Annotated in this window: 24 protein-coding genes and 1 tRNA gene; 14 read left to right on the forward strand and 11 right to left on the reverse strand. The window is 65.7% G+C overall.

What is annotated here, in order from left to right:
- Positions 1 to 46 precede the first annotated feature (46 nt).
- The 4 genes from IMW82_RS07615 to IMW82_RS07630 all read left to right on the forward strand — a co-directional run bounded on the left by IMW82_RS07615 (position 47) and on the right by IMW82_RS07630 (position 3059).
- Complete coding sequence (locus IMW82_RS07615) at positions 47 to 466, forward strand: rubrerythrin family protein (RefSeq protein WP_108470871.1); 420 nt, start codon at positions 47 to 49, stop codon at positions 464 to 466.
- A 66-nt stretch (positions 467 to 532) separates the two neighbouring features.
- On the forward strand, positions 533 to 1873 hold the full coding sequence (locus IMW82_RS07620) for a heterodisulfide reductase-related iron-sulfur binding cluster (protein ID WP_211004162.1): 1341 nt from the start codon (positions 533 to 535) through the stop codon (positions 1871 to 1873).
- Positions 1874 to 1875: 2 nt separating this feature from the next.
- Positions 1876 to 2457, forward strand: coding sequence for a DUF3501 family protein (locus IMW82_RS07625; RefSeq protein ID WP_108470873.1), 582 nt, complete (start codon positions 1876 to 1878; stop codon positions 2455 to 2457).
- Between the two features lie 2 nt (positions 2458 to 2459).
- Entirely contained in the window at positions 2460 to 3059 is a 600-nt protein-coding gene (locus IMW82_RS07630; protein WP_108470874.1) for a hypothetical protein, read from the forward strand.
- 10 nt (positions 3060 to 3069) lie between these two features.
- Here IMW82_RS07630 and IMW82_RS07635 read toward each other — a convergent pair whose 3' ends face one another.
- Entirely contained in the window at positions 3070 to 3588 is a 519-nt protein-coding gene (locus IMW82_RS07635; RefSeq protein ID WP_211004163.1) for an adenine phosphoribosyltransferase, read from the reverse strand.
- 25 nt (positions 3589 to 3613) lie between these two features.
- Positions 3614 to 3883, reverse strand: coding sequence for a DUF2007 domain-containing protein (locus IMW82_RS07640; protein ID WP_211004164.1), 270 nt, complete (start codon positions 3881 to 3883; stop codon positions 3614 to 3616).
- Positions 3884 to 3990: 107 nt separating this feature from the next.
- On the opposite strand from IMW82_RS07640, the gene IMW82_RS07645 reads away from it, so the two are divergent.
- From IMW82_RS07645 to IMW82_RS07690, 10 genes are all read left to right on the forward strand, one after another.
- Complete coding sequence (locus tag IMW82_RS07645) at positions 3991 to 5766, forward strand: glutamine--tRNA ligase/YqeY domain fusion protein (protein ID WP_211004165.1); 1776 nt, start codon at positions 3991 to 3993, stop codon at positions 5764 to 5766.
- A 29-nt stretch (positions 5767 to 5795) separates the two neighbouring features.
- A complete protein-coding gene (locus IMW82_RS07650; RefSeq protein ID WP_211004166.1) occupies positions 5796 to 6356 on the forward strand; it encodes a nucleoside deaminase in 561 nt (186 codons plus the stop codon).
- Positions 6353 to 7069 carry a VTT domain-containing protein gene (locus IMW82_RS07655; protein ID WP_108470879.1) on the forward strand — a complete coding sequence of 239 codons (717 nt, stop codon included), beginning with the start codon at positions 6353 to 6355 and terminating at the stop codon, positions 7067 to 7069. The genes IMW82_RS07650 and IMW82_RS07655 overlap by 4 nt, the downstream gene beginning before the upstream one ends.
- 256 nt (positions 7070 to 7325) lie before the next feature.
- Positions 7326 to 7826: a type IV pilin protein gene (locus IMW82_RS07660; protein WP_108470880.1), complete on the forward strand. Its 501-nt coding sequence runs from the start codon at positions 7326 to 7328 to the stop codon at positions 7824 to 7826.
- A gap of 3 nt (positions 7827 to 7829) precedes the next feature.
- Positions 7830 to 8306, forward strand: coding sequence for a GspH/FimT family pseudopilin (locus IMW82_RS07665; protein WP_211004167.1), 477 nt, complete (start codon positions 7830 to 7832; stop codon positions 8304 to 8306).
- Positions 8303 to 8863, forward strand: coding sequence for a type IV pilus modification protein PilV (gene pilV, locus IMW82_RS07670; RefSeq protein ID WP_211004168.1), 561 nt, complete (start codon positions 8303 to 8305; stop codon positions 8861 to 8863). Before IMW82_RS07665 ends, pilV begins: the two co-directional genes overlap by 4 nt.
- On the forward strand, positions 8863 to 9981 hold the full coding sequence (locus IMW82_RS07675; protein WP_280518355.1) for a PilW family protein: 1119 nt from the start codon (positions 8863 to 8865) through the stop codon (positions 9979 to 9981). The genes pilV and IMW82_RS07675 overlap by 1 nt, the downstream gene beginning before the upstream one ends.
- Positions 9981 to 10538, forward strand: a complete 558-nt coding sequence (locus IMW82_RS07680; RefSeq protein WP_211004169.1) for a pilus assembly PilX N-terminal domain-containing protein — start codon at positions 9981 to 9983, stop codon at positions 10536 to 10538. The genes IMW82_RS07675 and IMW82_RS07680 overlap by 1 nt, the downstream gene beginning before the upstream one ends.
- Before the next feature lie 30 nt (positions 10539 to 10568).
- A complete protein-coding gene (locus IMW82_RS07685) occupies positions 10569 to 13937 on the forward strand; it encodes a PilC/PilY family type IV pilus protein (protein ID WP_211004170.1) in 3369 nt (1122 codons plus the stop codon).
- 317 nt (positions 13938 to 14254) lie between these two features.
- A complete protein-coding gene (locus tag IMW82_RS07690) occupies positions 14255 to 16159 on the forward strand; it encodes a hybrid sensor histidine kinase/response regulator (protein ID WP_211004171.1) in 1905 nt (634 codons plus the stop codon).
- A 60-nt stretch (positions 16160 to 16219) separates the two neighbouring features.
- On the opposite strand, the gene IMW82_RS07695 is transcribed toward IMW82_RS07690, so the two are convergent.
- The 9 genes from IMW82_RS07695 to tolQ all read right to left on the reverse strand — a co-directional run bounded on the left by IMW82_RS07695 (position 16220) and on the right by tolQ (position 22867).
- A tRNA-Lys gene (locus IMW82_RS07695) sits at positions 16220 to 16295 on the reverse strand.
- A gap of 70 nt (positions 16296 to 16365) precedes the next feature.
- On the reverse strand, positions 16366 to 17061 hold the full coding sequence (gene queC, locus IMW82_RS07700; RefSeq protein ID WP_108470971.1) for a 7-cyano-7-deazaguanine synthase QueC: 696 nt from the start codon (positions 17059 to 17061) through the stop codon (positions 16366 to 16368).
- A gap of 69 nt (positions 17062 to 17130) precedes the next feature.
- Positions 17131 to 17823, reverse strand: a complete 693-nt coding sequence (gene queE, locus IMW82_RS07705) for a 7-carboxy-7-deazaguanine synthase QueE (RefSeq protein WP_108470886.1) — start codon at positions 17821 to 17823, stop codon at positions 17131 to 17133.
- 12 nt (positions 17824 to 17835) lie between these two features.
- Positions 17836 to 18699 (reverse strand): tol-pal system protein YbgF, encoded by an 864-nt coding sequence (ybgF, locus tag IMW82_RS07710; RefSeq protein ID WP_234411277.1) that lies wholly within the window; start codon positions 18697 to 18699, stop codon positions 17836 to 17838.
- Positions 18699 to 19205, reverse strand: a complete 507-nt coding sequence (pal, locus tag IMW82_RS07715; protein ID WP_108470888.1) for a peptidoglycan-associated lipoprotein Pal — start codon at positions 19203 to 19205, stop codon at positions 18699 to 18701. The genes ybgF and pal overlap by 1 nt, the downstream gene beginning before the upstream one ends.
- A gap of 250 nt (positions 19206 to 19455) precedes the next feature.
- On the reverse strand, positions 19456 to 20787 hold the full coding sequence (gene tolB / locus IMW82_RS07720; protein WP_199909805.1) for a Tol-Pal system beta propeller repeat protein TolB: 1332 nt from the start codon (positions 20785 to 20787) through the stop codon (positions 19456 to 19458).
- Positions 20784 to 21728, reverse strand: coding sequence for a cell envelope integrity protein TolA (gene tolA / locus IMW82_RS07725; RefSeq protein WP_108470889.1), 945 nt, complete (start codon positions 21726 to 21728; stop codon positions 20784 to 20786). The genes tolB and tolA overlap by 4 nt, the downstream gene beginning before the upstream one ends.
- Positions 21715 to 22167 (reverse strand): protein TolR, encoded by a 453-nt coding sequence (gene tolR, locus IMW82_RS07730; protein ID WP_108470890.1) that lies wholly within the window; start codon positions 22165 to 22167, stop codon positions 21715 to 21717. Before tolR ends, tolA begins: the two co-directional genes overlap by 14 nt.
- 13 nt (positions 22168 to 22180) lie before the next feature.
- A complete protein-coding gene (gene tolQ, locus IMW82_RS07735) occupies positions 22181 to 22867 on the reverse strand; it encodes a protein TolQ (protein WP_108470891.1) in 687 nt (228 codons plus the stop codon).
- Positions 22868 to 22885: the final 18 nt, after the last annotated feature.

Below are 22885 nucleotides of genomic sequence, written 5' to 3' on the forward strand. Positions count from 1 at the left end.
GGCCGCACTTGCAACCCCTCCCAGCCCAACGCCACGAGGTGATGTCATGAGCAACCTGAAAGGCTCCAAGACCGAGCAGAACCTGAAAGACGCCTTCGCCGGCGAGTCGATGGCCAACCGCCGCTATCTCTACTTCGCCGCCAAGGCCGATGTCGAGGGCTACAACGACGTCTCCGCGGTGTTCCGCTCCACCGCCGAGGGCGAGACCGGCCACGCCCACGGCCACCTGGAATATCTCGAAGCGGTGGGCGATCCTGCCACCGGCCTGCCGTTCGGCGGCACCCAGCTGAACCTGAAGAGCGCCATCGCCGGCGAAACCCACGAATACACCGACATGTATCCGGGCATGGCCAAGGCCGCGCGCGAGGAAGGCTTCGACGAGATCGCCGACTGGTTCGAGACGCTGGCCAAGGCCGAGCGCTCGCACGCGAACCGCTTCACCAAGGCGCTGGGCGACATGGCTTGAGCTCGCCCGTCATCCCGGCAGGAGCCGGGATGACGGTTGTTCGCTGTTCGCCACGCGGAGACGCCGATGGACCCCATCCACGAAACGCGCGAAGGCAACCTCGATGCGCCCACGCGCCATCCGCTGGGCCAGCACGAACCCGCTTTCTGGGACGCCGCGGCGCTGGAAGCGGAAATGGAGCGCGTGTTCAACATCTGCCACGGCTGCCGCCGCTGCGTCAGCCTGTGCCATGCCTTCCCCACCCTGTTCGACCTGGTCGACTCATCGAAGACGATGGAGATCGACGGCGTCGACAAGGCCGACTACCCGAAGGTCACCGAGCAGTGCTACCTGTGCGACCTGTGCTACCAGACCAAGTGCCCGTACACGCCGCCGCATCCGTGGAACGTGGATTTCCCGCACCTGATGCTGCGCGCCAAGGCGGTGGCGTTCGAGCGTGACGGCGCGCCGCTGTCGGCGAAGATCCTGTCCAGCACGCGCACCGTGGGCAAGCTCGCCTCGATCCCGGTGGTGGTCGAGGTGGTCAACGCCGCCAACCGCAACCCGGCCGCGCGCCAGTTGCTGGAAAAGACCCTGGGCGTCGACGCGAAGGCGCGCGTGCCCGAGTACCACTCGCCCACCGCGCGCAAGCGCCTGCGCGATCTCGACGGCAGCGGCGACGCGGTGCCCGCCGGCCGTACCCGCGGCAAGCTCGCGCTGTTCGCCACCTGCTACTGCGACCACTCCGCGCCCGGCGTGGTCGAGGACCTCGCCGCCGTGCTGGCGCACAACGCAATCCCGATCCGGCTGGTCGAGCAGGAAAGCTGCTGCGGCATGCCCAAGCTGGAACTGGGCGACCTGAAGACGGTGACGAAGTACAAGGAGCGCAACATTCCGGTGCTGGCGAAGATGGCGCGCGAAGGCTGGGACTTCACCGCGGCGATCCCGTCCTGCGTGCTGATGTTCAAGCAGGAGCTGCCACTGATGTTCCCCAACGACGCCGACGTGGCGCTGGTGCGCGAGCGCTTCTTCGACCCCTTCGAATACCTCGCCGAACGGCACAGGGCCGGCCTGCTCAAGACCGACTTCAAGCAGTCGCTGGGCAAGATCGCCTGGCAGGTGCCCTGCCACCAGCGCGTGCAGAAGATCGGCCCGAAGACGCGCGAGATCCTGCAACTGGTGCCGGACACCGAGATCACCACCATTGAGCGCTGCTCCGGCCACGACGGCACCTACGGCGTGAAGCACAAGACCTATGCGCTCTCGCGCAAGCTGGCCAAGCCGGTGGAGAACCGCGTGCAGCAGGCCGCACCCGACCACTTCACCAGCGACTGCCCGATGGCTGGCGGCCACATCGCCCACGGCCTCGACGACAAGCCGGCGGCGGAGCATCCGTTGAGCCTGCTGCGCAAGGCCTACGGAATCTGAGCATGGACAAACTCACCCGCGCCGACCTGCTCTCCCTCGAAGCCTACGCACAGCAGCGCGCAGAATTCCGCACCTGCGTGATGGCGCACAAGCAGCAGCGCACGGTGCACCTGGGCGAGCATCTCACGCTGATCTTCGAGGACCGCCTGAGCATCCAGTACCAGGTGCAGGAAATGCTGCGCATCGAGCGCATCTTCGAGGCCGCCGGCATCCAGGACGAACTCGATGCGTACAATCCGCTGGTCCCCGACGGCAGCAACCTCAAGGCCACCATGCTGATCGAATACCCCGACGCCGAGGAGCGCAAGCGCGAGCTGGTGCGCCTGCGCCACATCGAGCACGCGATCGCGCTGACCGTGCATGGCCACGCCCCGGTCACCGCCATCGCCGACGAGGACATGGAGCGCAGCAACCAGGAGAAGACCGCCGCGGTGCATTTCCTGCGCTTCGAACTCGACGCAGCGATGATCGCCGACTGGCGCTCCGCTGCGCCGGTCACGCTGGCCTCGACGCTGCCGGCGCTGCCGCTCGAAGCCCTCCTCACCCCCGGGCAGTTGCACACGCTGGCGGCGGATTTCGCCTGAGCATGCGCAAGCTCCTCGTTGCGGCTGCCTTGCTGCTGGTGCTGCTGGGCGTACTGCGGCACCACCAGCATCGTCCGCTGCAGCCCGAACCCGGCGTGCTCGCCGCCGAGGTGCCGGTGCAGGTCGATCTCGACCACGGCGCGCAGCTGCAGCGCGGCGACGTCACGCTGACCACCCGCGCCCACTTCGACATCACCGCGCGCGTGCTGTCACGCAAGGATTATGCGTGGAGCACCGACGGCGAACTGGTGCCGCTCGACCTCGCGCTCGGCTGGGGCCGCATGTCCGACAGCGCGGTGCTGGACAAGATCGACATCAGCCAGTCCGGCCGTTTCTACTACTGGCATGTGCAGCAATTCCCGATCCCGCGCCGCGAGATCGAGACCTCCAGCGCGAACATGCACATGATTCCCGCCGACCCCGAGGTGAAGCGCCAGCTGGAACAGGTACGCCCCGGCCAGTTGGTTCACATCGAAGGCTTCCTGGTCGACGCCAGCCGCCCCGACGGCTGGCACTGGAACACCTCGCTGAGCCGTGACGACACCGGCGCCGGCGCCTGCGAGCTGATCTACGTCGAACGGGTCGACGCCACGGCGCCGTGAGCGGCTGGACTCAGTAGCGCAACAGGCTGTGCAGCGGCTTGGCCGCCGGCCAGCGACTGCGCCCCTGCAGTGCAGGCAGTTCGATCACCACACTGGCGCCGAGCAGCCCGGCGCCCAGCTGGCCGACCAGCGTCGCGGCCGCCACCAGCGTGCCGCCGGTGGCCAGCACGTCATCGACCAGCAGCACGCGCTCACCCGGCCGGAACGCATCGCGCTGCACCTGCAGCTGGTCGCTGCCGTATTCCAGCTGGTAGTCCACGCTCGCCACCGGCGGCGGCAGCTTGCCGGGTTTGCGCAACGGCACGAAGCCGGCGTGCAGCTTCTGCGCCAGTGCGGTGCCGAAGATGAAGCCGCGTGCCTCGATGCCGCACACCGCCTGCACGCCGCTGCCCTGCCACGGTTCGGCCAGTGCATCGATGCAGCGGGCGAAGCTGCCGGCATCGGCGAGCAGCGGGGTGACGTCGCGGAACATCACGCCGGGGCGGGGAAAATCGGGCACGGCACGGATCAGTGCGGCGAGGTCCTGCATGGGGTTTCCTGGGAGCCTGGGCGGCTCAGCAAGGCGCGGCCAGCGGATCGTCCGGCAGGTCGTCGATCGCCTGCCGCGCCTCGACCAGCCGGGCCTCGACCTCGGCCACGATGCCGCCAGCCTCGGCCAGGCTCGATGCGGGCACCATCACCGCGATGTAATCCATCGCCGGCAACTGGCCGACCCCGCCGGTGAGGTACTCGCCGGCGATGAACGCCGGGATGCCGCCTGCCTCCAGCGCATCCTTGACCAGATGGGCATCGAACAGGTTCTCGGCGCGGTAGACGGTATGCATGCCTCGCACGCTAACCCGCCCCGGCACGCGGGGCAAGGCGCCCGGCGGCGATGGCGGCGACAGGGTAAACTTGTGCGTTTCCGCCACCGCTTGCGAGCCCGAGCCCGATGTCGACCGAGAACCCCGCCAACGCACCCGCCCCTTCGACGGCCGCCGTGCAGCAGGCGGCTCCCCATCAGGACTTCATCCGGCAGATCGTGCGCGACGACCTCGCCGCGGGCAGGCACCGCGCGATCCACACCCGCTTCCCGCCGGAGCCGAACGGCTATCTGCACATCGGCCACGCCAAGGCGATCTGCCTGTCCTTCGGCATCGCCCGCGAATTCAACGGCTGGTGCAACCTGCGCCTGGACGACACCAACCCGGGCAAGGAAGACCCCGAGTTCGTGCAGGGCATCAAGGACGACGTGCGCTGGCTCGGCTACGACTGGCACGAGCTGCGCCACGCCTCGGACTACTTCGACGTGTTCTACCGCGCCGCGCTGAAACTGATCGAAGACGGCCTCGCCTACGTCGACGATCTCGACGCCGAGCAGATGCGCCAGTACCGCGGCACGCTGACCGAGCCGGGCCGCCACTCGCCGTACCGCGAGCGCAGCGTGGCGGAAAGCCTCGACCTGTTCCGCCGCATGCGCGAGGGCGAGTTCGCCGACGGCAGCCGCACCTTGCGCGCGAAGATCGACATGGCCTCCGGCAACATCAACCTGCGCGACCCGGCGCTGTACCGCATCCGCAAGGTCGCCCACCAGAACACCGGCGACGCCTGGCCGATCTACCCGATGTACGACTTCGCGCACGCGCTGTCCGACGCGATGGAAGGCATCACCCATTCGCTGTGCACGCTGGAGTTCGAGGACCACCGCCCGCTGTACGACTGGTGCGTGGACAAGGTGGACCTGCCGAACCACCCTGAACTGTGGCAGTCGGTGGTCGCCGCGGGCCTGGAGGCGAAGCCGGCCAAGCCGCGGCAGATCGAATTCTCGCGGCTGAACCTTTCCTACTGCATCACCAGCAAGCGCAAGCTGGCGCAGCTGGTGAACGAGAACGTCGTGGACGGCTGGGACGACCCGCGCATGAACACGCTGCGCGGCCTGCGCCGGCGTGGCTTCACCCCGGCCGGGCTGCGCCTGCTGATCGAGCGCGTGGGCGTCTCCAAACAGAACAGCGTGATCGACTACGCGATCCTGGAGAACTGCATCCGCGAGGATCTGGACGCCACCGCGGCGCGGCGGATGGCCGTGCTCGACCCGCTGAAACTGGTGATCACCAACCTGCCCGAGGGCCACGAGGAAACGCTGAGCTTCCCGAACCACCCGAAGGACGAGAGCTTCGGCACGCGCGAGGTGCCGTTCGCGCGCGAGCTGTGGATCGAGCGCGACGACTTCGCCGAAGTGCCGCCGAAGGGTTTCCACCGGCTGAAGCCGGAGGGTGAGGTGCGCCTGCGCGGCGTCGGCATCGTGAAGTGCGAACAGATCATCAAGGACGCCAGCGGCCACGTCACCGAGCTGCGCTGCACGCTCGACCCGGAAACCCGCCACGGCCTGCCCGGCGCCGACCGCAAGGTGAAGGGCACCATCCACTGGGTCAGTGCGACGCACGCGGTGGCCACCGAAGTGCGCCTGTACGACCGCCTGTTCAGCGTGGCCGCGCCGGACAGCGAGGAGGACGGCAAGAACTGGCTCGACCACGTCAACCCCGAGGCCAAGCGCGTGGTGCGGGCATGGCTGGAACCGGCCGCGGCCCGCGTCGAACCGGAGCAGCGCTTCCAGTTCGAGCGGCTCGGCTACTTCGTCGCCGACCGCGTCGACCACCGCGCCGACGCCCCGGTGTTCAACCGCACGGTGACCCTGCGCGACGTCTGGGCCAGGCCGGCCAGCCAGTAAACGGGACGATCCACGAACGGAGCGAAGGCATGCTGCCGCTGCAAATCCATCTCACCCTGCCGCCGTGGATCGGCGACGTCGCCGACACCAACAAGCGCTACCACAGCGATGAGGAGCGCGTAGGCCTGGCGATCGAGCTGTCGCGGCACAACGTGGATCGCGGCGGTGGCGGCCCGTTCGGCGCGGCCGTGTTCAACAATCACAGTGGCCGGCTGGTCGCCGTCGGCGTCAACCGCGTGCTGCCGCAGAGCTGCTCGGTCGCGCATGCCGAGATGATGGTGATCATGATCGCGCAGCAGCGCCTGAGCCGGCACCGGCTGAACGAGGATGGCGGCCATTACGTGCTGGCCACCAGTTCGCAGCCGTGCTGCCAGTGCTATGGCGCCACCGTGTGGGCCGGCATCGACGAACTGCTGATCGGCGCGCGGGCGGAAGACGTCGAGGAACTCACCGAGTTCGACGAAGGCCCGCTGCCGGCCGACTGGATCGGCGAACTGCAACGCCGCCACATCGAGGTCCGCCGCGACATCCTGCGCGAACAGGCGCGCAGCGTGCTGGCCACCTACGGCGCCAGCGGCACACCGTATTGAGCCGCTGGCGCGCCGCGCTGCCGCTGATCCTGCTGGTGCTGGCCGGCATCGTGCTGTTCGCCTCCGGCTCGCTGCACCAGCTGAGCCCGCACCAGCTGGTGGTGCACCAGGCCGAGCTGCACGCGCAGATCGCCAGCCACCCGTGGCTGACCCGGCTGGCCTTCATCGGGCTGCTGACGCTGACCGTGGCCACCGGCATCCCCGGCACCATCGTGGTGATCCTGGCCGGCGGCTTTGCCTTCGGCGTGGTCGACGCCACCGTGTGTTCCTCGATCGGCCTGACCCTGGGTTCGCTGGTGCTGTACCTGGCCAGCCGCTACGCGTTCGGCGCCGGCAGTCGGCAGCCGCCGGCGATGGTGGCGAAACTGCGTCACGGCTTCGAACGCCACCCGGCGAGCTACACCCTGTTCCTGCGCTTCGTGCCGGTGGCGCCGTTCGGCCTGGTCACCATCTGCCTGGCCTGGTTGCGCTGCCCGCTGTGGCTGTTCCTTGGCGCCAGCTGGCTGGGCGGCACCGTCTCGCTGATCTTCGAAACCTCGATCGGCGCCGGCCTGGGCGATGCCATGAGCCAGGGCGACAGCTTCGGCATCGGCCTGTTCCTGCACCGCGCAGTGCTGCTGCCGCTGGGCGCGATCGCCCTGCTCGCCCTGCTGCCACTGCTGCTCGAACGCCTCACCCGACGGCATCGGCAGGGAGCCCGGCGCGTCGACTGAGTCACCAGCCCGCGTCCGACGGCCCGGGAGCCGCCCGGGATTCCTGGCCAGGGGCGCGCCGACAAGCCACTTGCCGGGTTGATCCGAAAGATCACGCGCACGAAACTGCGAGGCCACCCAAACCGCCGGCCGGCAAATTGACTTTGACGGGGTAACATTCCATATTCATGTCAAGGCATCGCTTCAGCCCGTGACCCAGCACACGGACAAGCTTGTCGGTCAACTGAAACAATGCCGGCAACCCTAGGGGGGGAACATGCCAGTTGCCAACCATGCCGATCGACGGTACGCGTCACCGCCGCGCCTGTGTCTGCGCCGGGTGCAGTGCGCATCACGCACGCGGGGTTTCACCCTGATCGAGTTGATGATCACGGTGGCGGTCATCGCCGTTCTCGCCGCCATCGCCGTGCCCAGCTACTTCAAGTACATCGTGCGCTCCAACCGTTCGGCAGCCGAAAGCCTGATGCAGGAAGCCGCCAGCGCACAGGAGCGCTACATGGTCGACAGCCGGCAATTCGCCGGCAACCTGACCGTACTCGGCTACGGCGCGGGCATGCTGCCGAACACGGTGGCACCCAACTACACCATCTCAATGGTCGCCACCGCGGCCTCCGCCTCGGGCGGCACCCCGCCGGGCTACACGATTACCGCCACGCCGATCAACGGCCAGCTCCGCGACACCGAATGCGGCACGCTCACCCTCAACGGCGACGGCAGCAAGGTGGCCAGCACTGGCGCCACGAACTGCTGGAAATGAGCCATGCGCACATCACGTAGCCACGGCTTCACTTTGATCGAGATGCTGGTCACCCTGGCCATCTTCGCCGTGCTGCTGATGATCGCCATCCCCTCGATGCGGCCGTTCCTGCAATCGCAAAGCGTCAAGAACGCCTCGATGGACATCAACTCCACGGTGGCGCTGGCGCGCAGCGAGGCGATCAAGCGCAATGCCACGGTCGACGTGACGGCCAACAACGCGGCCGACTGGAGCCAGGGCTGGGTGGTCAGCCAGACAGCCGCCAACGTTATCCGCAAGCAGCCCGTCCTCGGCAACATCGTGATCACGCCCACGCCAGCCAGCGGAAGCTTCAGCTTCACCGGCAACGGGCGGATGACCAGCACCGGTTCCACGTTCACGATCAAACCGGTCAACAAGACCGGCTCGCAGCCGCTCTGCCTCACCGTCACGGTGGGCGCCACCGGCCGCGTCGAGTCCACCAAGGTCACCTGCACATGAAAAACCAGACCGGCATGATGCTGATCGAGGCGCTGGTGTCGCTGGTCATCGCAGCCATCGCCCTGCTCGGCACCGTCACTCTGATGGCGAAATCCACGCGCAGCGAGATGGAGTCGTACCAGCGGGTGCAGGCGTTGACCCTGGTGCAGGACATGGTCTCGCGCATCAACGCGAATCGACAGATTGCTGCGTGCTATTCGAACGGCGCCACCGGCCTCAGCACGACCAGCGCCCCTCTGCCCGTCTGCGCCACGGGTTCGGCCGTCCAGATCGCCACGGCCAACGCCGATCTCCTTGCATGGCAAAACGCCCTGCTCGGCTCCAGCGAAGTCTCCGGTAGCTCCAAGGTCGGCGCTATGATCGGTGCCGTGGGCTGCGTCGACGAGGTCCTCCCCTTCGACCCCAACAACCCGATCTATCGCGTCAGCGTTGCCTGGCAGGGCCTGATGCCAACCGCCACCCCGAAGCTGTCGTGCGGAAAACCATCGCTCGGCGACAACAACTTTCGGCGCGTGATCAGCGTCCAAATCCAGATCGCCAACCTCACGACGACATGATGACTCCTCGCGCCCACGGCCAGCCCCTGTTACATGCCCGCCACCAGGCGGGCATGTCCCTGATCGAGCTGATGATCGCCGTCGCCATCGGCCTGGCGCTGCTGGCCGGGCTCAGTTCGCTCTATGTCTCCACCAGCAAGGCGCGCTCGGAGTTCAACAAGACGTCGGAACAGGTCGAGAACGGTCGCTTCGCCCTGCAGTCCATCAGACGCGACATCGAGATGGCCGGCTTCTACGGGCGCGCCAGCCAGCCAGTCGCCACCACCAGCTATGCCCTGTCGGATCCCTGCGCCAATGCGCCGGCATCGATGGGTTTCAGCACCAGTCCCCTCACCGTCCCGCTCCCGGTCTACGGGCCTGCGCTGGCCGCCACCGTTCCCGCATGCCTGGCGACCAAACTTACGAACATGAAGCTCGGCACGGAAGTCCTCACCGTCAGCTATGTCTCCGGCAGCACCACCGCCACGGCTGACGGTACCAATTACTACCTGCAGCGATCCGGTTGCGAGACCGACAGCGTGTCGATGGTCTACAGCAAGACCCCCGGCGACTTCACGCTGCACACCAAGGCTCCCATTGCTGGCAATGCGTGCAGCACCACCGGTACCACGGCCGAACTGCGCCAGTACGTCGAGCACAGCTACTACGTGGCCACCTGCGATGTCTGCACCGGTCCTGGCGCCGACACCACGCCGACGCTGAAGGTGGCCGAATTCGCGCCCGGCGCACCCAATAACATCCAGGTCTCCTCGCTGGTCGCCGGCATCGAGGACGTGCACTACAGCTACGGCGTGGACACTGACATCAACGGCTCGCCGGACTGCTACGTCGATAACCCATCCGTGGACAATAGCGCCGTGCCGGCCTGCGCGGCAGTGGCTGCGGCCGCCACTTACACATGGATCACATCCGGCACCGCCAATTGGCCCAACGTTACCGCTGTGCGCGTCAATCTGCTTTCGCGCAATCTCGACAACACCGCCAGCTGGACCGACACCCGCACCTATGACCTGGGCCGCGCCACGGTGAACGGGCCCTACGGCGACCACTACAAGCGGCACGTCTACGGCACCGTGGCACGCGTCTGGAACACCGGCGGCATGAGGGAGAACCAGTGATGAAGGCCTCTCCGACCCACGCCTCGCAGCGCGGCTTCACCCTGGTGATGACGCTGATTTTCCTGGTCATCTTCATGCTGTTCGCCATTTCGATGGTCAGTTCGAGCATGATCAACACCAAGGTCGCCGCCAACCAGCAGTACCGGCTGGAAGCCGGCGCCGTGGCGCAGCAGGGCATCGAACAGGTGATGAGCCAGCCGTTCATCCGGGTGCCGATCACCACTATCACCCCCGTGCAGGTCGACGTCAGCGGCGACGGCACCGCGGACTTCACCGCGCAAGTCGCGCCTCCCGTCTGCCTCGACAGCAAGGTGATCCCGAACGCGAGCCTGCCGGTGGGCGACGTGTGCAAGGTGCCAAACAACCCCAACGGCAACCTGATCCTGCCCGGTCCAGCCTCCTCGGTATCCCCGCCGCCGGCGGCGCCCTCGATGTGCTCCGCGACGCAGTGGGACATCCAGTCCGCCGTCACCGATCCGAACAACACCGCCGTCGCGGTCACCGTACACCAGGGTGCCTCCGTGCAGGTGCCGATCGGCACACCCTGCCCCAATTAACCTTGCATCCGCGTCCGCGGAGGAATCGTCATGCCACACGCGCGCATTGTCTTGAACCACCGGCTGCGTATCCTCGTCCTGATCGCTGCGGCACTGACCCTGCCAGGTATGGCCAACGGCGAGGATATCGACCTGTATACCGGCAAGCCCATCAATGGCGGCCAGCCGAACGTGATCCTGCTGCTGGACAGCTCCAACGCATGGAACGGCGCCGTGACATTCAGCTGCCCCACATCCGGCGTAGTTTCTTCCAACAATGCAGGCAAGGATGCCGGTTTTGAACAGTGCGCCCTCTATAACGCACTCACTGCCGTGGGTACTAACGCGCAGTTGGCTGGCAATATCAACGTGGGCTTGATGCGTTGGGACGTAAAAAAAGATGGAACGACTAATTCCGGCGCGTCTTACAGTGGCAATGGCGGTTATTTCAAGTCTCCACAGCCACAAGCGGCACTCCTTCCCGTCATTGGCGATCCGTCCGGGTCCACCACCTCGCCGGGTGCCCTCAATCTCAGCAACTTGCAGACCATCATCAAGGGAATCGACCGCACGGGGGATGGTGGAAACAGCCCGAACACCGGCGGCGCCATGCAGGAAGTGTGGGCGTACTATGCGCGCAAAACCGGCCTGTCGAACACCAACTACTCAACGCTGCCCAAGCTCAACGCCTGCCAGAAGAACTTCGTGATCTACATCGCGAATGCCATGGGTAATGGCGACCCCAATCAGGGTCAAAATATCTGGAGCCCTGCACTCGTGGCAGCCGGTGCGACAGCTGCGCAGCAACAGACCGTCAGCATCCCCCCGCCCTCCAAGTATCAAGGCAAGGGCGGCGGCCCCGAGTGGGCCCGCTTCATGTACCAGACCGATCTTTCCGGAGCAACCAACGGCGGCCCCCCGCAGAACATCATCACGTACACGATCGCGGTGACCGATGGCGGGAATCCCGCCTACGTCAGCTATGTCCAGAGCATGGCCGCTAACGGCGGCGGCAAATCGTTCGTGATAAACATCAACGACCCAAACGCACTGAACGACCTGGTCAAAGACCTGCTGAGCATCTTCAATGAAGTGCAGGCGACCAACAGCGTGTTCGCCTCGGTGAGCCTGCCGGTCAGCGTGAATGCCCAGGGCACCTCGCTCAACCAGGTGTACGTCGGCATGTTCCGCCCGGATGCCACCACGGCCCAGCGCTGGGCCGGCAATCTCAAGCAGTACAAGCTCGGCTTTGATACCAACCAGAACGTCCAGCTCGAAGACTCGCTGGGTAACCAGGCAATCACCAACTCCGCTACCGGCTTCATCACGCCCAATGCGCTCAGCTACTGGACGGCGGATCACCAGGCCGGCACCCTGCGCGATGGCCCGTTCACCATCGACCCCAGTACTGGCTACTACACCAGTACCATCTTCGCCAACTGGCCCAGCCTCACCACTGCCACCACCACCACGCCCAGCGGCTTCTGGGTCAATCTGAAGCCCGCCGCCGTTCAAGGCGCTGGCGGCACATTCGATGCCCCTGACGGCCAGATCGTCGACAAGGGCGGCGTCGCCGAGATGATTCGCGCGGATAACCTCACCGCTCAGACGAGTCGCATGATCTATACCTGCCCAACAGCTGGCTGCACCGTCAATGCGGCGCTGTCCACCACCAAGTTCGATGTCGCCACGCTGGGCAGCAACACAACTTTCGGTACCAGTTCCACTACGACCCCGACTACTACGGATTTGATCAACTGGGTCCGCGGCACGGACAACAACACCGGCACCGGTGCCGAGAATCCGAAGGGGCCGGGCGGATCGGTCACCGTGCGCCCGTCCATCCATGGCGATGTGCTGCACTCGCGACCGGCAGTCGTCAATTACGGTGGCTCCATCGGCATCGTGGCGTTCTACGGTTCCAACGACGGTCTCTTCCGTGCCGTCAACGGCAACCAGGATGCCACTACTCCCACCACCACTCCTGCGCCTCCCGGCGCCATCAAAATTACCAACACCACAAGCTACGTGCGTCCTGGCGGTGAATTGTGGTCGTTCATCGCTCCGGAATTTTTCAGTAAGCTCAAGGATCTGCACGACAACACCCCCCAGCTCACGCTGGGCGCTGCCAGCAGCAAGAAGGACTACTTCTTCGATGGCACCACCACGGTCTACCAGGATCTGCGCAACGCCAGCAGCCCGCAGACCTATATCTACGTCACGGCACGGCGTGGTGGTCGCCTGATCTACGCGTTCGACGTGAGCGATCCGACCTTACCGAAATTCCTGTGGAGCAGAACCGCCAGCGGCGACCTCGCCAACATACTCGGCCAGACCTGGTCGCAGCCCAAGCTGGCCCTAGTCAACGGCAACACGAATCCAGTGGTGATCATGGGTGGTGGCTATGACACGAATGAGGACACCGATCCGGCAACCGTTGCCGATACCATGGGGAACGCGATCGTGGTGCTGGACGCCTTCACCGGCAAGACGGTGTGGACCGCCTGCAATAGCGGCTGCATGGCGAATAATTCCAACATGACTTATGCGATCCCTGCCGACATCACGCTGCTGGATAGCGATGGCGATGCCAAGATCGACCGCCTTTACGCCGCTGATCTGGGCGGCAACATCTGGCGTGCCGACATCGATGGTGCCACCCCGTCGACAGACTGGAAGGTGACCCAGATCGCCAAACTCAGTAGCACTGGTAACGGCACCGGCGCCAGCTGCGCCAGTACCCCCATCGGTGTCCGCAAATTTTTCTATCCGCCCGACGTCACGCAGACCGGTAATTTCGACGCGGTGGTGGCCGCCAGCGGCGATCGCGAGCACCCCTTGCTGGCGAACGCATCCTCCTGTGTTGTCAACCGTTTCTACATGCTGAAGGACACCAGCACCGGCAAGAGCGTGCCCAGTACCTGGACCACGATTACCCAATCCGACCTCACCGACGAAACCGGTGCTCTCACAGGAGGAACACCCTATTCCTCCACCAGCACCACGAGGGGCTTCTTTATCAACTTCGGGGCTGGCGAAAAGGCCGTGAATGCACCGCTGACGGTGGCGGGCTATACCTACTTCGGCACCAATACACCCAGTCCAGCGAGCTCACTCGTGTGTTCCGCGAACCTGGGTATCGCACGCGGCTACGCGATCAACTTCCTGACCGGCGCGGGCCTGAACGACAAGGGCGGCTACATCACCTTCGACGGTGGCGGCCTGCCACCCTCGCCGGTATTCGGCCTAGTCGAAGTCACTCCCGGCAGCGGTGTGTACACCCCCGTTCTGATCGGCGGCGGCAACCAGACCGGACCGCACGGCGGCAACAACAGCTCGGCGCTGGGTGCGAACAAAGTCACCCCGCCCAACACCGGCAAGCGCAAGCGTACCTACTGGTTCACCGAAGGCCAACAATAAGCGTTGACAGAAACTTGCAGGCGCGGCCACCAGGTCGCGCCTGCACCACGGCCACGGCGAAGTGGACCCTCCGCGAGGGTGGGAGCCCAAAGGCCGGCGCGGGAGTGCCGCCGCCTGGATAGCCGGAATCACGACGCACGCGGCCGCGTGCGTCCTGCGCCACAGCATGTCGCCACCCGTTTCCGGGCCTGCGGTCGTATCGCCCAATGCGTTCCTTCACGGCTGCCAACCTGCCCATTTCGCGCTAGTGTTGTGGCGCTGATGCGCCGGACACGACCGCGCATTCGGGATAACGTGGGGGAAATACGGAGCAGCGGATGGACATGGCGACCCACTCCTGGCCCGCACGCCTGTGGCAGCGCGCTTCGCTGATGCAGCGCCTGGCCTTCGTCGCGCTGGTGCCCGCCCTCGCCACCGCCGCGCTGCTGGTGACCCTGCTGACCCTGCGCCAGCTGGCCAACCTGCGCCAACTGGCGCACGGCAATGCCGAGGCCATCGCCACCCAGGCCGCCTCGATCACCGTGCAGCCGCTGCGCGCGATGCAACTACGCGAGCTGGCGCAGGTCGCCGATTCGATTGGCGACCTGCCGCACGTGGCACGCGTGCAGATCCGCACCGCCGCCGGCCAGATCCTCGCCGACCGCCACAAGCCCGATGCCAGCCGGGCCCCGCGGGAAATCCTCACCGTGGTGCGCGACGTGGTCGATCGCGATCCCTCCGGGGTGGTCCTGCTGGGTACCGTGCTGGTGGATGTGAGCCTGCACGACGCGATCGCCGCCCAGCGCGCGAGCCTGCGCTATGCGCTGCTCGCCCTGCTGTTGAGCCTGTTCGTCACCGGCGTGATCGGCTGGCAGGCCGCTCGCTGGATCAGCGCGCCACTGCGCCATCTGGCCAGCGCCGTGCGCCAGCTCGGGCAGGGCGACCGCCAGGTGGCGGTGATGGTGACCGACCACACCGAGATCGGTGAACTGCAGCAGGGTTTCAACCACGCGGCGGCGGCGTTGCACGATGTGCGGCGCGGGATGGAACAGCAGATCGAACAAGCCACGCAGGAACTGGCCCACAAGAATGCCGCGCTGGAAGCGGCCAGCCTGGCCAGGTCGCGCTTCCTGGCAGCCGCCTCGCACGACCTGCGCCAGCCGCTGTACGCGCTGACCCTGTTCTCCTCCGCACTGGCGGTGGACGAACACGACCCGCAGCGGCTGGACCGGATCGCCCACATCCAGGAATGCGTGCAGTCGCTCGACCACCTGTTCAGCGAACTGCTCGACCTGACGCGACTGGAAACCGGCGCGGTGCAGGTCGAGATCAGCGAGTTCCCGCTCGACCAGGTCTTCGCCGAAGTCAGCCGCAATTTCGACATGGTCGCCGAGCAGCGTGGACTGCAGCTGGCCATCCACCCTGCCCGGCTCTGGGTGCGCAGCGATCGCACCATGCTCACCCGCATCCTCAACAACCTGGTCAGCAACGCCCTGCGCTTCACCCGCCACGGCGGCGCACTGGTCGGCACCCGCCGCACCACCGATGGCCGGGTACGCGTCGAGGTGTGGGATACCGGCCGCGGCATTGCGCCGGAGCACCTGCCCAGCGTGTTTGACGAGTTCTACCGCATCGACGACCACCCCGACGCCGGGCTCGACGACGGCTCACACTCGGGCCTGGGGCTGGGGCTGGCGACCGTGCAGCGACTGGCGGAACTGCTCGACACCGAGGTCCTGGTGAAATCCCGGCTCGGCCGGGGCAGCGTGTTCCATTTCCTGCTGCCGATCGCCACCGCTCGTACGGATCTGCCCGGATTCGACAACGACAGCCCCGCCGATCTGGCCGGCAAACGCGTGCTGGTCGTGGACGACGACCCGGCTATCCTGTCCGGCATCCGCTTCCTGCTGCGCAGCTGGGGCTGCGAGGTGGAGGTGGCCGAGGATCGGCTGCAGGCGCTGGAGGCCATCGAAAACTGGCCCGGTCCACCCGACATCGTGATCTGCGACCTGCACCTGCGCAGCGGCGAAAGCGGCATCGACATCTTCGCCGCGCTCGACCGGCACTACCGGCGCGACGGAGGCACACCATTCGCCCGCCTGCTGGTCACCGGCGAAACCCGCATCGACCGCCTGCGTGAAATCATCGCCGCGAAGATCCCGCTGCTGTACAAACCGGTTTCGCCGCAACAGCTGCGCAGCACGATGACCTCGGCATGGACCGTTATCCACGACGACAAATGAAGCCACGCACGGCTGCCTGCGAGGGCAAAAAAAGAGCGCCCGTCGGGGCGCTCTGGAAACTGGTGGGTCGTCCGGGACTCGAACCCGGGACCAATAGATTAAAAGTCTACTGCTCTACCAACTGAGCTAACGACCCATCATTGCAAAACTCAAGCGGACAATTTTACGGGCTGGGCGACAGCGGCACAAGCAAACGCGCCGAGCGCTCAGATGTAGCGGGTCGGGTCGGCCAGGCCCGCTTCGCGGAAACCCTGCGCACGCAGCCGGCAGGCGTCGCAATGGCCACAGGCGCGACCATCGTCGTCAGCCTGGTAGCAGCTCACCGTAGCCGAGAAATCCACGCCAAGGCGCTGGCCTTCGCGCGCGATGTCGGCCTTGCTCATGCGCATCAGTGGCGCATGGATGCGGATGCCGGCGCCTTCAACGCCAGCCTTGGTGGCGACATTTGCCAATGCCTCGAACGCCTCGACGAAGGCAGGCCGGCAATCCGGATAGCCCGAGTAGTCGACCGCGTTGACGCCGCACCATATGTCGCTGGAACCAAGCACCTCGGCCCAGCCCAGCGCGATCGACAACATGATGGTGTTGCGTGCCGGCACGTAGGTCACCGGGATGTGGCCATCGCCATCGTGCGCGCTGTCGTCCAGCGGCACGTCGATGTCGGCGGTGAGCGCGGAGCCACCGATGCTGCGCAGGTCGATGCTGACCGTCTTGTGTTCCAGCGCTCCGAGCATCTTCGACACGCGATCGGACGCAGCCAGTTCCGAACTATGCCGCTGGCCATAGGCCACACTCAACGCATGCACCTGATAGCCCTGCTCGCGCGCCAGCGCGATGGTGACGGCTGAATCCATGCCGCCGGAGACGAGCACGACGGCCTTGCGCAACGTGTTTTGAGACATGCTGTATTCCACTTCGGAGTGACCGGTCATCGGCCGCAAACGCCACCGGCAACACAGGCCGGCGCGACATCATTTTCCCGCCGCGTCGTTCCACAGCAATTTGTGCAGTTGCAGCTGGAAGCGTACGGGCAGCCTGTCGGCGATGATCCATTCGGCCAGCTCACGCGGTTCGACCTTGCCCCATACCGGCGAGAACAGCACCATGCAGCGATCGGCCAGCGCATGCTCGGCCAGCATCGCGCACGCCCATTCGTAGTCGGCGCGGCTGGCGATGACGATCTTGATCTGGTCGTGCGGCAGCAGGTGGTCGAGGTTCGACCACAGGTTGCGCTGGCTCTCGCCCGAGCCCGGCGCCTTCAGGTCCATCACCTTGCGCACGCGCGGGTCGACGGCGGAGATGTTCAGCGCACCGGAGGTTTCCAGCGACACCTCGTAGCCGGCATCGCACAGCTTGCGCAGCAGGATCAGGCAGCGCTTCTGCGCCAGCGGCTCACCGCCGGTCACGCAGACATGCTTCACGCCATGCGTGGCGACCTCGGCGAGGATGTCGTCGATCGCGTGCCAGTTGCCGCCGTAGAACGAATACTCGGTATCGCACCAGACGCAACGCAACGGGCAGCCGGTGAGGCGCACGAACACGGTGCGCCAGCCGATCGCATCGGCTTCGCCCTGGATCGAATGGAAGACCTCGGTGATGCGCAGGCGCTCGGCAACAGCCGCGGCAGGCGTGCCGGACGCCTCGCGCGCGTCATTGCCGCTCATCGCGCTATTCGCTCAGTTGCCCGACTGCAGTTGCAGGCGCTGCAGGCGTTCCTGGGCCAGGCTGGCGACCTTGGAGCCCGGGTATTTGGTGGTGACCTGGGTCAGCGTGGCCTTCGCCGCTGCAGTCTGCTTGAGCTCCAGCTGGCTGTAGCCGACCTTGAGCAGCGCGTCGGGCGCCTTCTCGCTCTGCGGAAACTGGTTGAGCAGCTGCTGGAACGATTCCAGCGCCACCGGATAATTGGTGGTGGCGTAGTACGACTCGCCAAGCCAGTACCAGGCGTTCGGCGCCAGCGCATGGTTCGGGTATTGCTGGATGAAGCTGCGGAACTCGCGCGAGGCTTCCACGTAATTGCCCGCGCGAATCGCCTTGAAGGCCACGTCGTAGGCGGCCTGCGCCGCGGCCGGATCGCCGGCGGCGGCATTGCTGCCGGCGGCAGCCGCAGCCGGCTGGCTCGCTGCCGGCTTGCTGGCGGCAGCGGCAGCACTGGCCGTGGCGGCCGGAGGGACGGCCTGCGCCTGCGGGGTGTTGCCTGCCGCCGCCGCGCCCGCACCGCCCGCCTCGAGACGCCCGAGGCGGGCATCGAGATCGGTGTACTGGGCCTTGTTCTTGTCGTCGAGCGTCTGCAGCTGGTGCTGCAGCTCCTCGTTCTGCCCCTGCAACTGCTGCACCTGTGCCTGCAGCTGCTGCATCTGGTTGACCAGGCCGGTACCGGACTGGTCCTTGTTCTGTGCCTGCTGTTCCAGCCGCGCGACACGATCGGCGAGGCTCAACCGCGAGTCCTGCGCGAATGCCGGGAACGCGAACAGCATGGCGGACGCGATCGCGCCCGCCATGCTGAACCTGGCTGCAAAGCTGTTAGCCAGTCGCTTCATCATTACTGCGCCGTGTAGACGATCTCGACGCGGCGGTTCTTGCTCCAGCAATCCTCGTTGTGCTCACGGCACACCGGCTTCTCTTTGCCGTAGCTGATCACTTCCAGCTGGCTGGCCGAGCCACCGTTGGCCTGCAGGGCATCGGAGACGGCCTTGCCGCGGCGCTCGCCGAGGCCGAGGTTGTACTCGCGCGAACCGCGCTCGTCGGTGTTGCCTTCCAGACGGATGTGCGAGGTCGGGCGGTCCTGCAGGTACTTGGCGTGGCACGCCATGATCTGCTGGAACTCCGGCTTGATCTCGGTCTTGTCGAAGTCGAAGTACACGACGCGCTGACGCAGGCAGGCATCGGTATCGAGGTCGGCAGGGGTGTACTTGCCATTGGACTCGGGAGCCTGGGTCGGAGCGGCCTGCTCCGGGGCGGGCTGGGGTTTGACTTCCTGCTTCTTGGAGCAAGCGGCCGCGCCTACGCAGAGCAGGGCAACCAGGGCGACGCGAACGGTCTTATTCATGGTGACGTTCCTTACGGGTTGAGTTCCGACAAACGATGACGATGGGATTTACGGGACAGCTGACGCCGGTTGGCCGGCTGTTATTTTGACACTTGAAAGATCGACAGTACGTGATGCTGCACCATCGCCCTGACTGGCTTTTGACGCGGCGAAGCGCCACAGCCGGAAACCGAAACGCGCCGCAAAGGCGCTGTCCGGGCCCATTCCCTGGGCATCATGCTGCCGCACTCGCGTGCAGCAGCATGGAAATTCAACGTTGCCGGTACGGCCCCCAGGCGGGTTCGCGCACGTCGCCATCGGAAAGTACGAGGCGCTGGCGAACCAGACCGTCAGCCGAGACGGCATACAACACGCCGCGACGTCCTTCGGTAGCGGCATACAGCAGCATGCTGGCATTCGGAGCAAAACTCGGGGACTCGTCGATCGGGCCCGGCGAGAGGAAACGCACCTGGTCACCCAGGCTGCGGTCCATGACGACAATACGATACACGTTCCCGTTGCCCTGCACCATCGCGATCTGCTTGCCGTCGTAGCTCACCGAGGCATTCAGGTTGCTCTGGCCCTGGAAGGTGATCCGCTGCGGCGTACCGCCGCTGGCCGGGATCTGGTAGATCTGCGGCCGGCCGGAACGGTCGGAGGTGAAATAGATGCTCTGGCCATCGGGCGCCCAGACCGGCTCGGTGTCGATCGCCAGGCTGTGGGTCAGCCGGGTTTCTTGACGGCTGGCCAGGTCCAGCACGAACAGCTCCAGGTTGCCGACGTAGGACAGCGCCACCGCCAGCTTGCTGCCGTCCGGCGACCAGGCCGGCGCTCCGTTGATGCCGCGGGAATGGGAGGCCACCAGCTGCCGCGAGCCAGTGGTGATGTCCTGCACATAGATCGACGAGTTGCCGCTCTCGAACGAGACATAGGCGATCTTGCGGCCATCCGGCGACCAGGCCGGCGACAGCAGCGACTCCTTCGAACGCGCCACCACCTGCGGGTTGTAGCCGTCCGAATCGGCCACGATCAGCGAGTAGGTGGTGTGGTTGCCGAGGCCAACCGCGGTGATGTAGGCCATGCGGGTCCAGAAGGCGCCGCGCACGCCGGTGATCTTTTCGTAGATGATGTCCGCGATCTGGTGGGCCACGCCGCGCAGGTCACCCGCCGGAGCCGGTGGCATCTGCTGGTGCAGCAGACTCTGCTGCTTGTTGACATCCCACAGCTCGTATTCGACCTGGATCATGCCGTTGCCGGCGTCCCGGACGTTGCCGACCACGATGTAGTCCTGCTTCAGCAGGCGCCAGGTCGGGAACTTGATATCCGACCCCTTGGACGGGAACTCCACGATGTCGCTCTTGGCCAGCGAGCGGAACTTGCCGGAGCGGTTGAAGTCGTTGCGCATCACGTCGGCAACATCGGTCGGCAGCGGCACGCCACCCGCCTGCGCGAACGGCACCACCACGATCGGGGTGGCGGTCTTGACGCCGCCGACAATGTCGACATTCAGCGACTGGGCGGCGGCCGGGCCGGCGAACAGCGCCACCACGGCCAGCAGGATGACGGCAAAGCTTGGGCTGAATTTGCGCATGGGCTTGATCATTGCGGCCTGAAAGTGAAGGTGAGGTTGCGCTGGAACACGCTTTCAAAGCCCTTGTAAGGCAGCGTCTTGGTTCGCAGCACCGCGTTTTCGACCGAACGCCGGCCGGCATCGTCATACGGGCAACTGGAATCGACGGTCGCGCTCATCACGTCGCCGCCGGGCGATTGCACGATATGAACCTTGCAGGGGAGCGCAGCTATGTTATCCGGCCTTAACCAGTTCGGCGTGACCGCATTCTGAATGGCCGCTGTGTATTCGTCGGCAAGGTTGCTGTTCTGGCTGTTGTTGCCGGTCTGACGCTGGTCCGCGGGCGGCAGGTCCGGCTGACCGTCATCCTGCGCGTTCTTGAGGTCTTCCAGCTGCTGCTTCGCCTGCTTCGCCTTGTTGTCCAGCTGTTTGGTCTGGGCCGAGGCCGCATCCATCTTGGCGAACAACGCATCGATCTTCTTCTTTTCCTCGGCTTTCTTCTTGGCCGCCTGCGCATCCAGCTCGGCCTGGCGCTGACGCTGCTTCTCTTCCTGCACCTGTTTGGCGTCTTCCGCCTTCTGGGCAGCATCCTCGACCACCCGCTCCTGATCCTTGATGTCAACCTGCTTGGGCGGCGGTGGCAATTCGCTCACCGGCGGCGTCACCGGCGGGGGCGGGGTCGGCGGCGGAATGGTCGGTGGCGGCGGGGTGGAGTCGGGAACGGGCTTGGTCTTGACCGCCTTGGGTGGCGGGCTGCCGGTCCGTCCGATCAAAGTCGCCTCGATGATCGGGCCCTGCAGCTCCAGCGGTTTGGCACAGGTGATCGGGTTCATCCACGCCGGAAGATGCAGCGCGTTGAAGAAATTCTCGTAGCTGGAACACGGCAACACCGCGAGGAACAAAAACCCCACGATGCCGATATGCAGGATGGCGGAAAGTACGACCGCCTTCGGCGTCGCCTTACTTTCGTCCATTGGACGTGCTCTTGCCCTGCACGGGCTGCGCCATCAGGCCCACCTTGGAAACGCCGGCCTGCTGCAGGTCGGCCAGCACCGCGACCACGCCACCGTAATGGCCCTGATCGTCGCCGGCCACCAGCACGTTGACGTCCGGATTGGTGCGCACGAACGCGCCGACCTTGGTCTGCAGAGCGGCCGCGTCCAGCAGCTCCTTTTCGGCACCGGGCAGGGTCAGGAACAGCTGGCCATCCTGTTTCACCGTGACGATGACCGGGTCCTTCTTCTGCTGCAGCGACTTGGCATCGGCCTGCGGCAGGTTCACGTCGACGTTGGACTTCATCATCGGCGTGGTGACCATGAAGATGATCAGCAGCACCAGCATCACGTCGATGTACGGCACCACGTTGATTTCGGATTTGAGCTTGTAGCGCCGCTGGCGGCCGGAGGTTCGCATGGCTGCTCTCCGCTCAGGCGACGTCGTCGGTCTGGATCTGCCGCTGCAGCACCGAGGAGAACTCTTCCTGGAACACGTCGTAACGCGAGGCGATGCGCTCGACCTTGGTGGCGTAGCGGTTGTACGCCCACTGCGCCGGGATCGCCGCGAACAGGCCCATCGCGGTGGCGATCAGCGCCTCGGAGATGTGCGGCGCGACCACCGCGATGGTCACGTCCTTCATGTCGCCCAGGCCCTGGAACGCACCCATGATGCCCCACACGGTGCCGAACAGGCCCACGTACGGGCTGATCGAGCCGACGTTGGCGAGGAACTCCAGGTTGCGCTCGAGCAGGCCGATCTCGCGTGTGCCGGCGACCTGCATCGCGCGCTCGGAGCCTTCGATCACGCTGCGCGTGTCGTGCGTCTTGCGCTGGCGCTGGCGGGCGAATTCGCGGAAGCCCGACTCGAAGATGTTCTCGATGCCGCCAGTGCCGCCGTGGCGGTTGCTGACCTCGCGGAACAGCTGGGCCAGGTCGCCGCCGGACCAGAAGCGCTCCTCGAACTCCTCGGCATTCTCCATCGCCGCCTTGGTCTGCGAGTACTTGCGCACGATGATGACCCAGGACAGGAACGAGAACACCAGCAGGATCAGCAGCACCAGCTTTACCGGCACGCTCGAATCCGCGATCAGCGTGAAAATGTTCAGTCCACCGTTCATTGCTTGCAGGTTCTCCGC

It is taken from the genome of Rhodanobacter sp. B2A1Ga4 (genome assembly GCF_018101315.1).
Taxonomy (GTDB): domain Bacteria; phylum Pseudomonadota; class Gammaproteobacteria; order Xanthomonadales; family Rhodanobacteraceae; genus Rhodanobacter; species Rhodanobacter thiooxydans_A.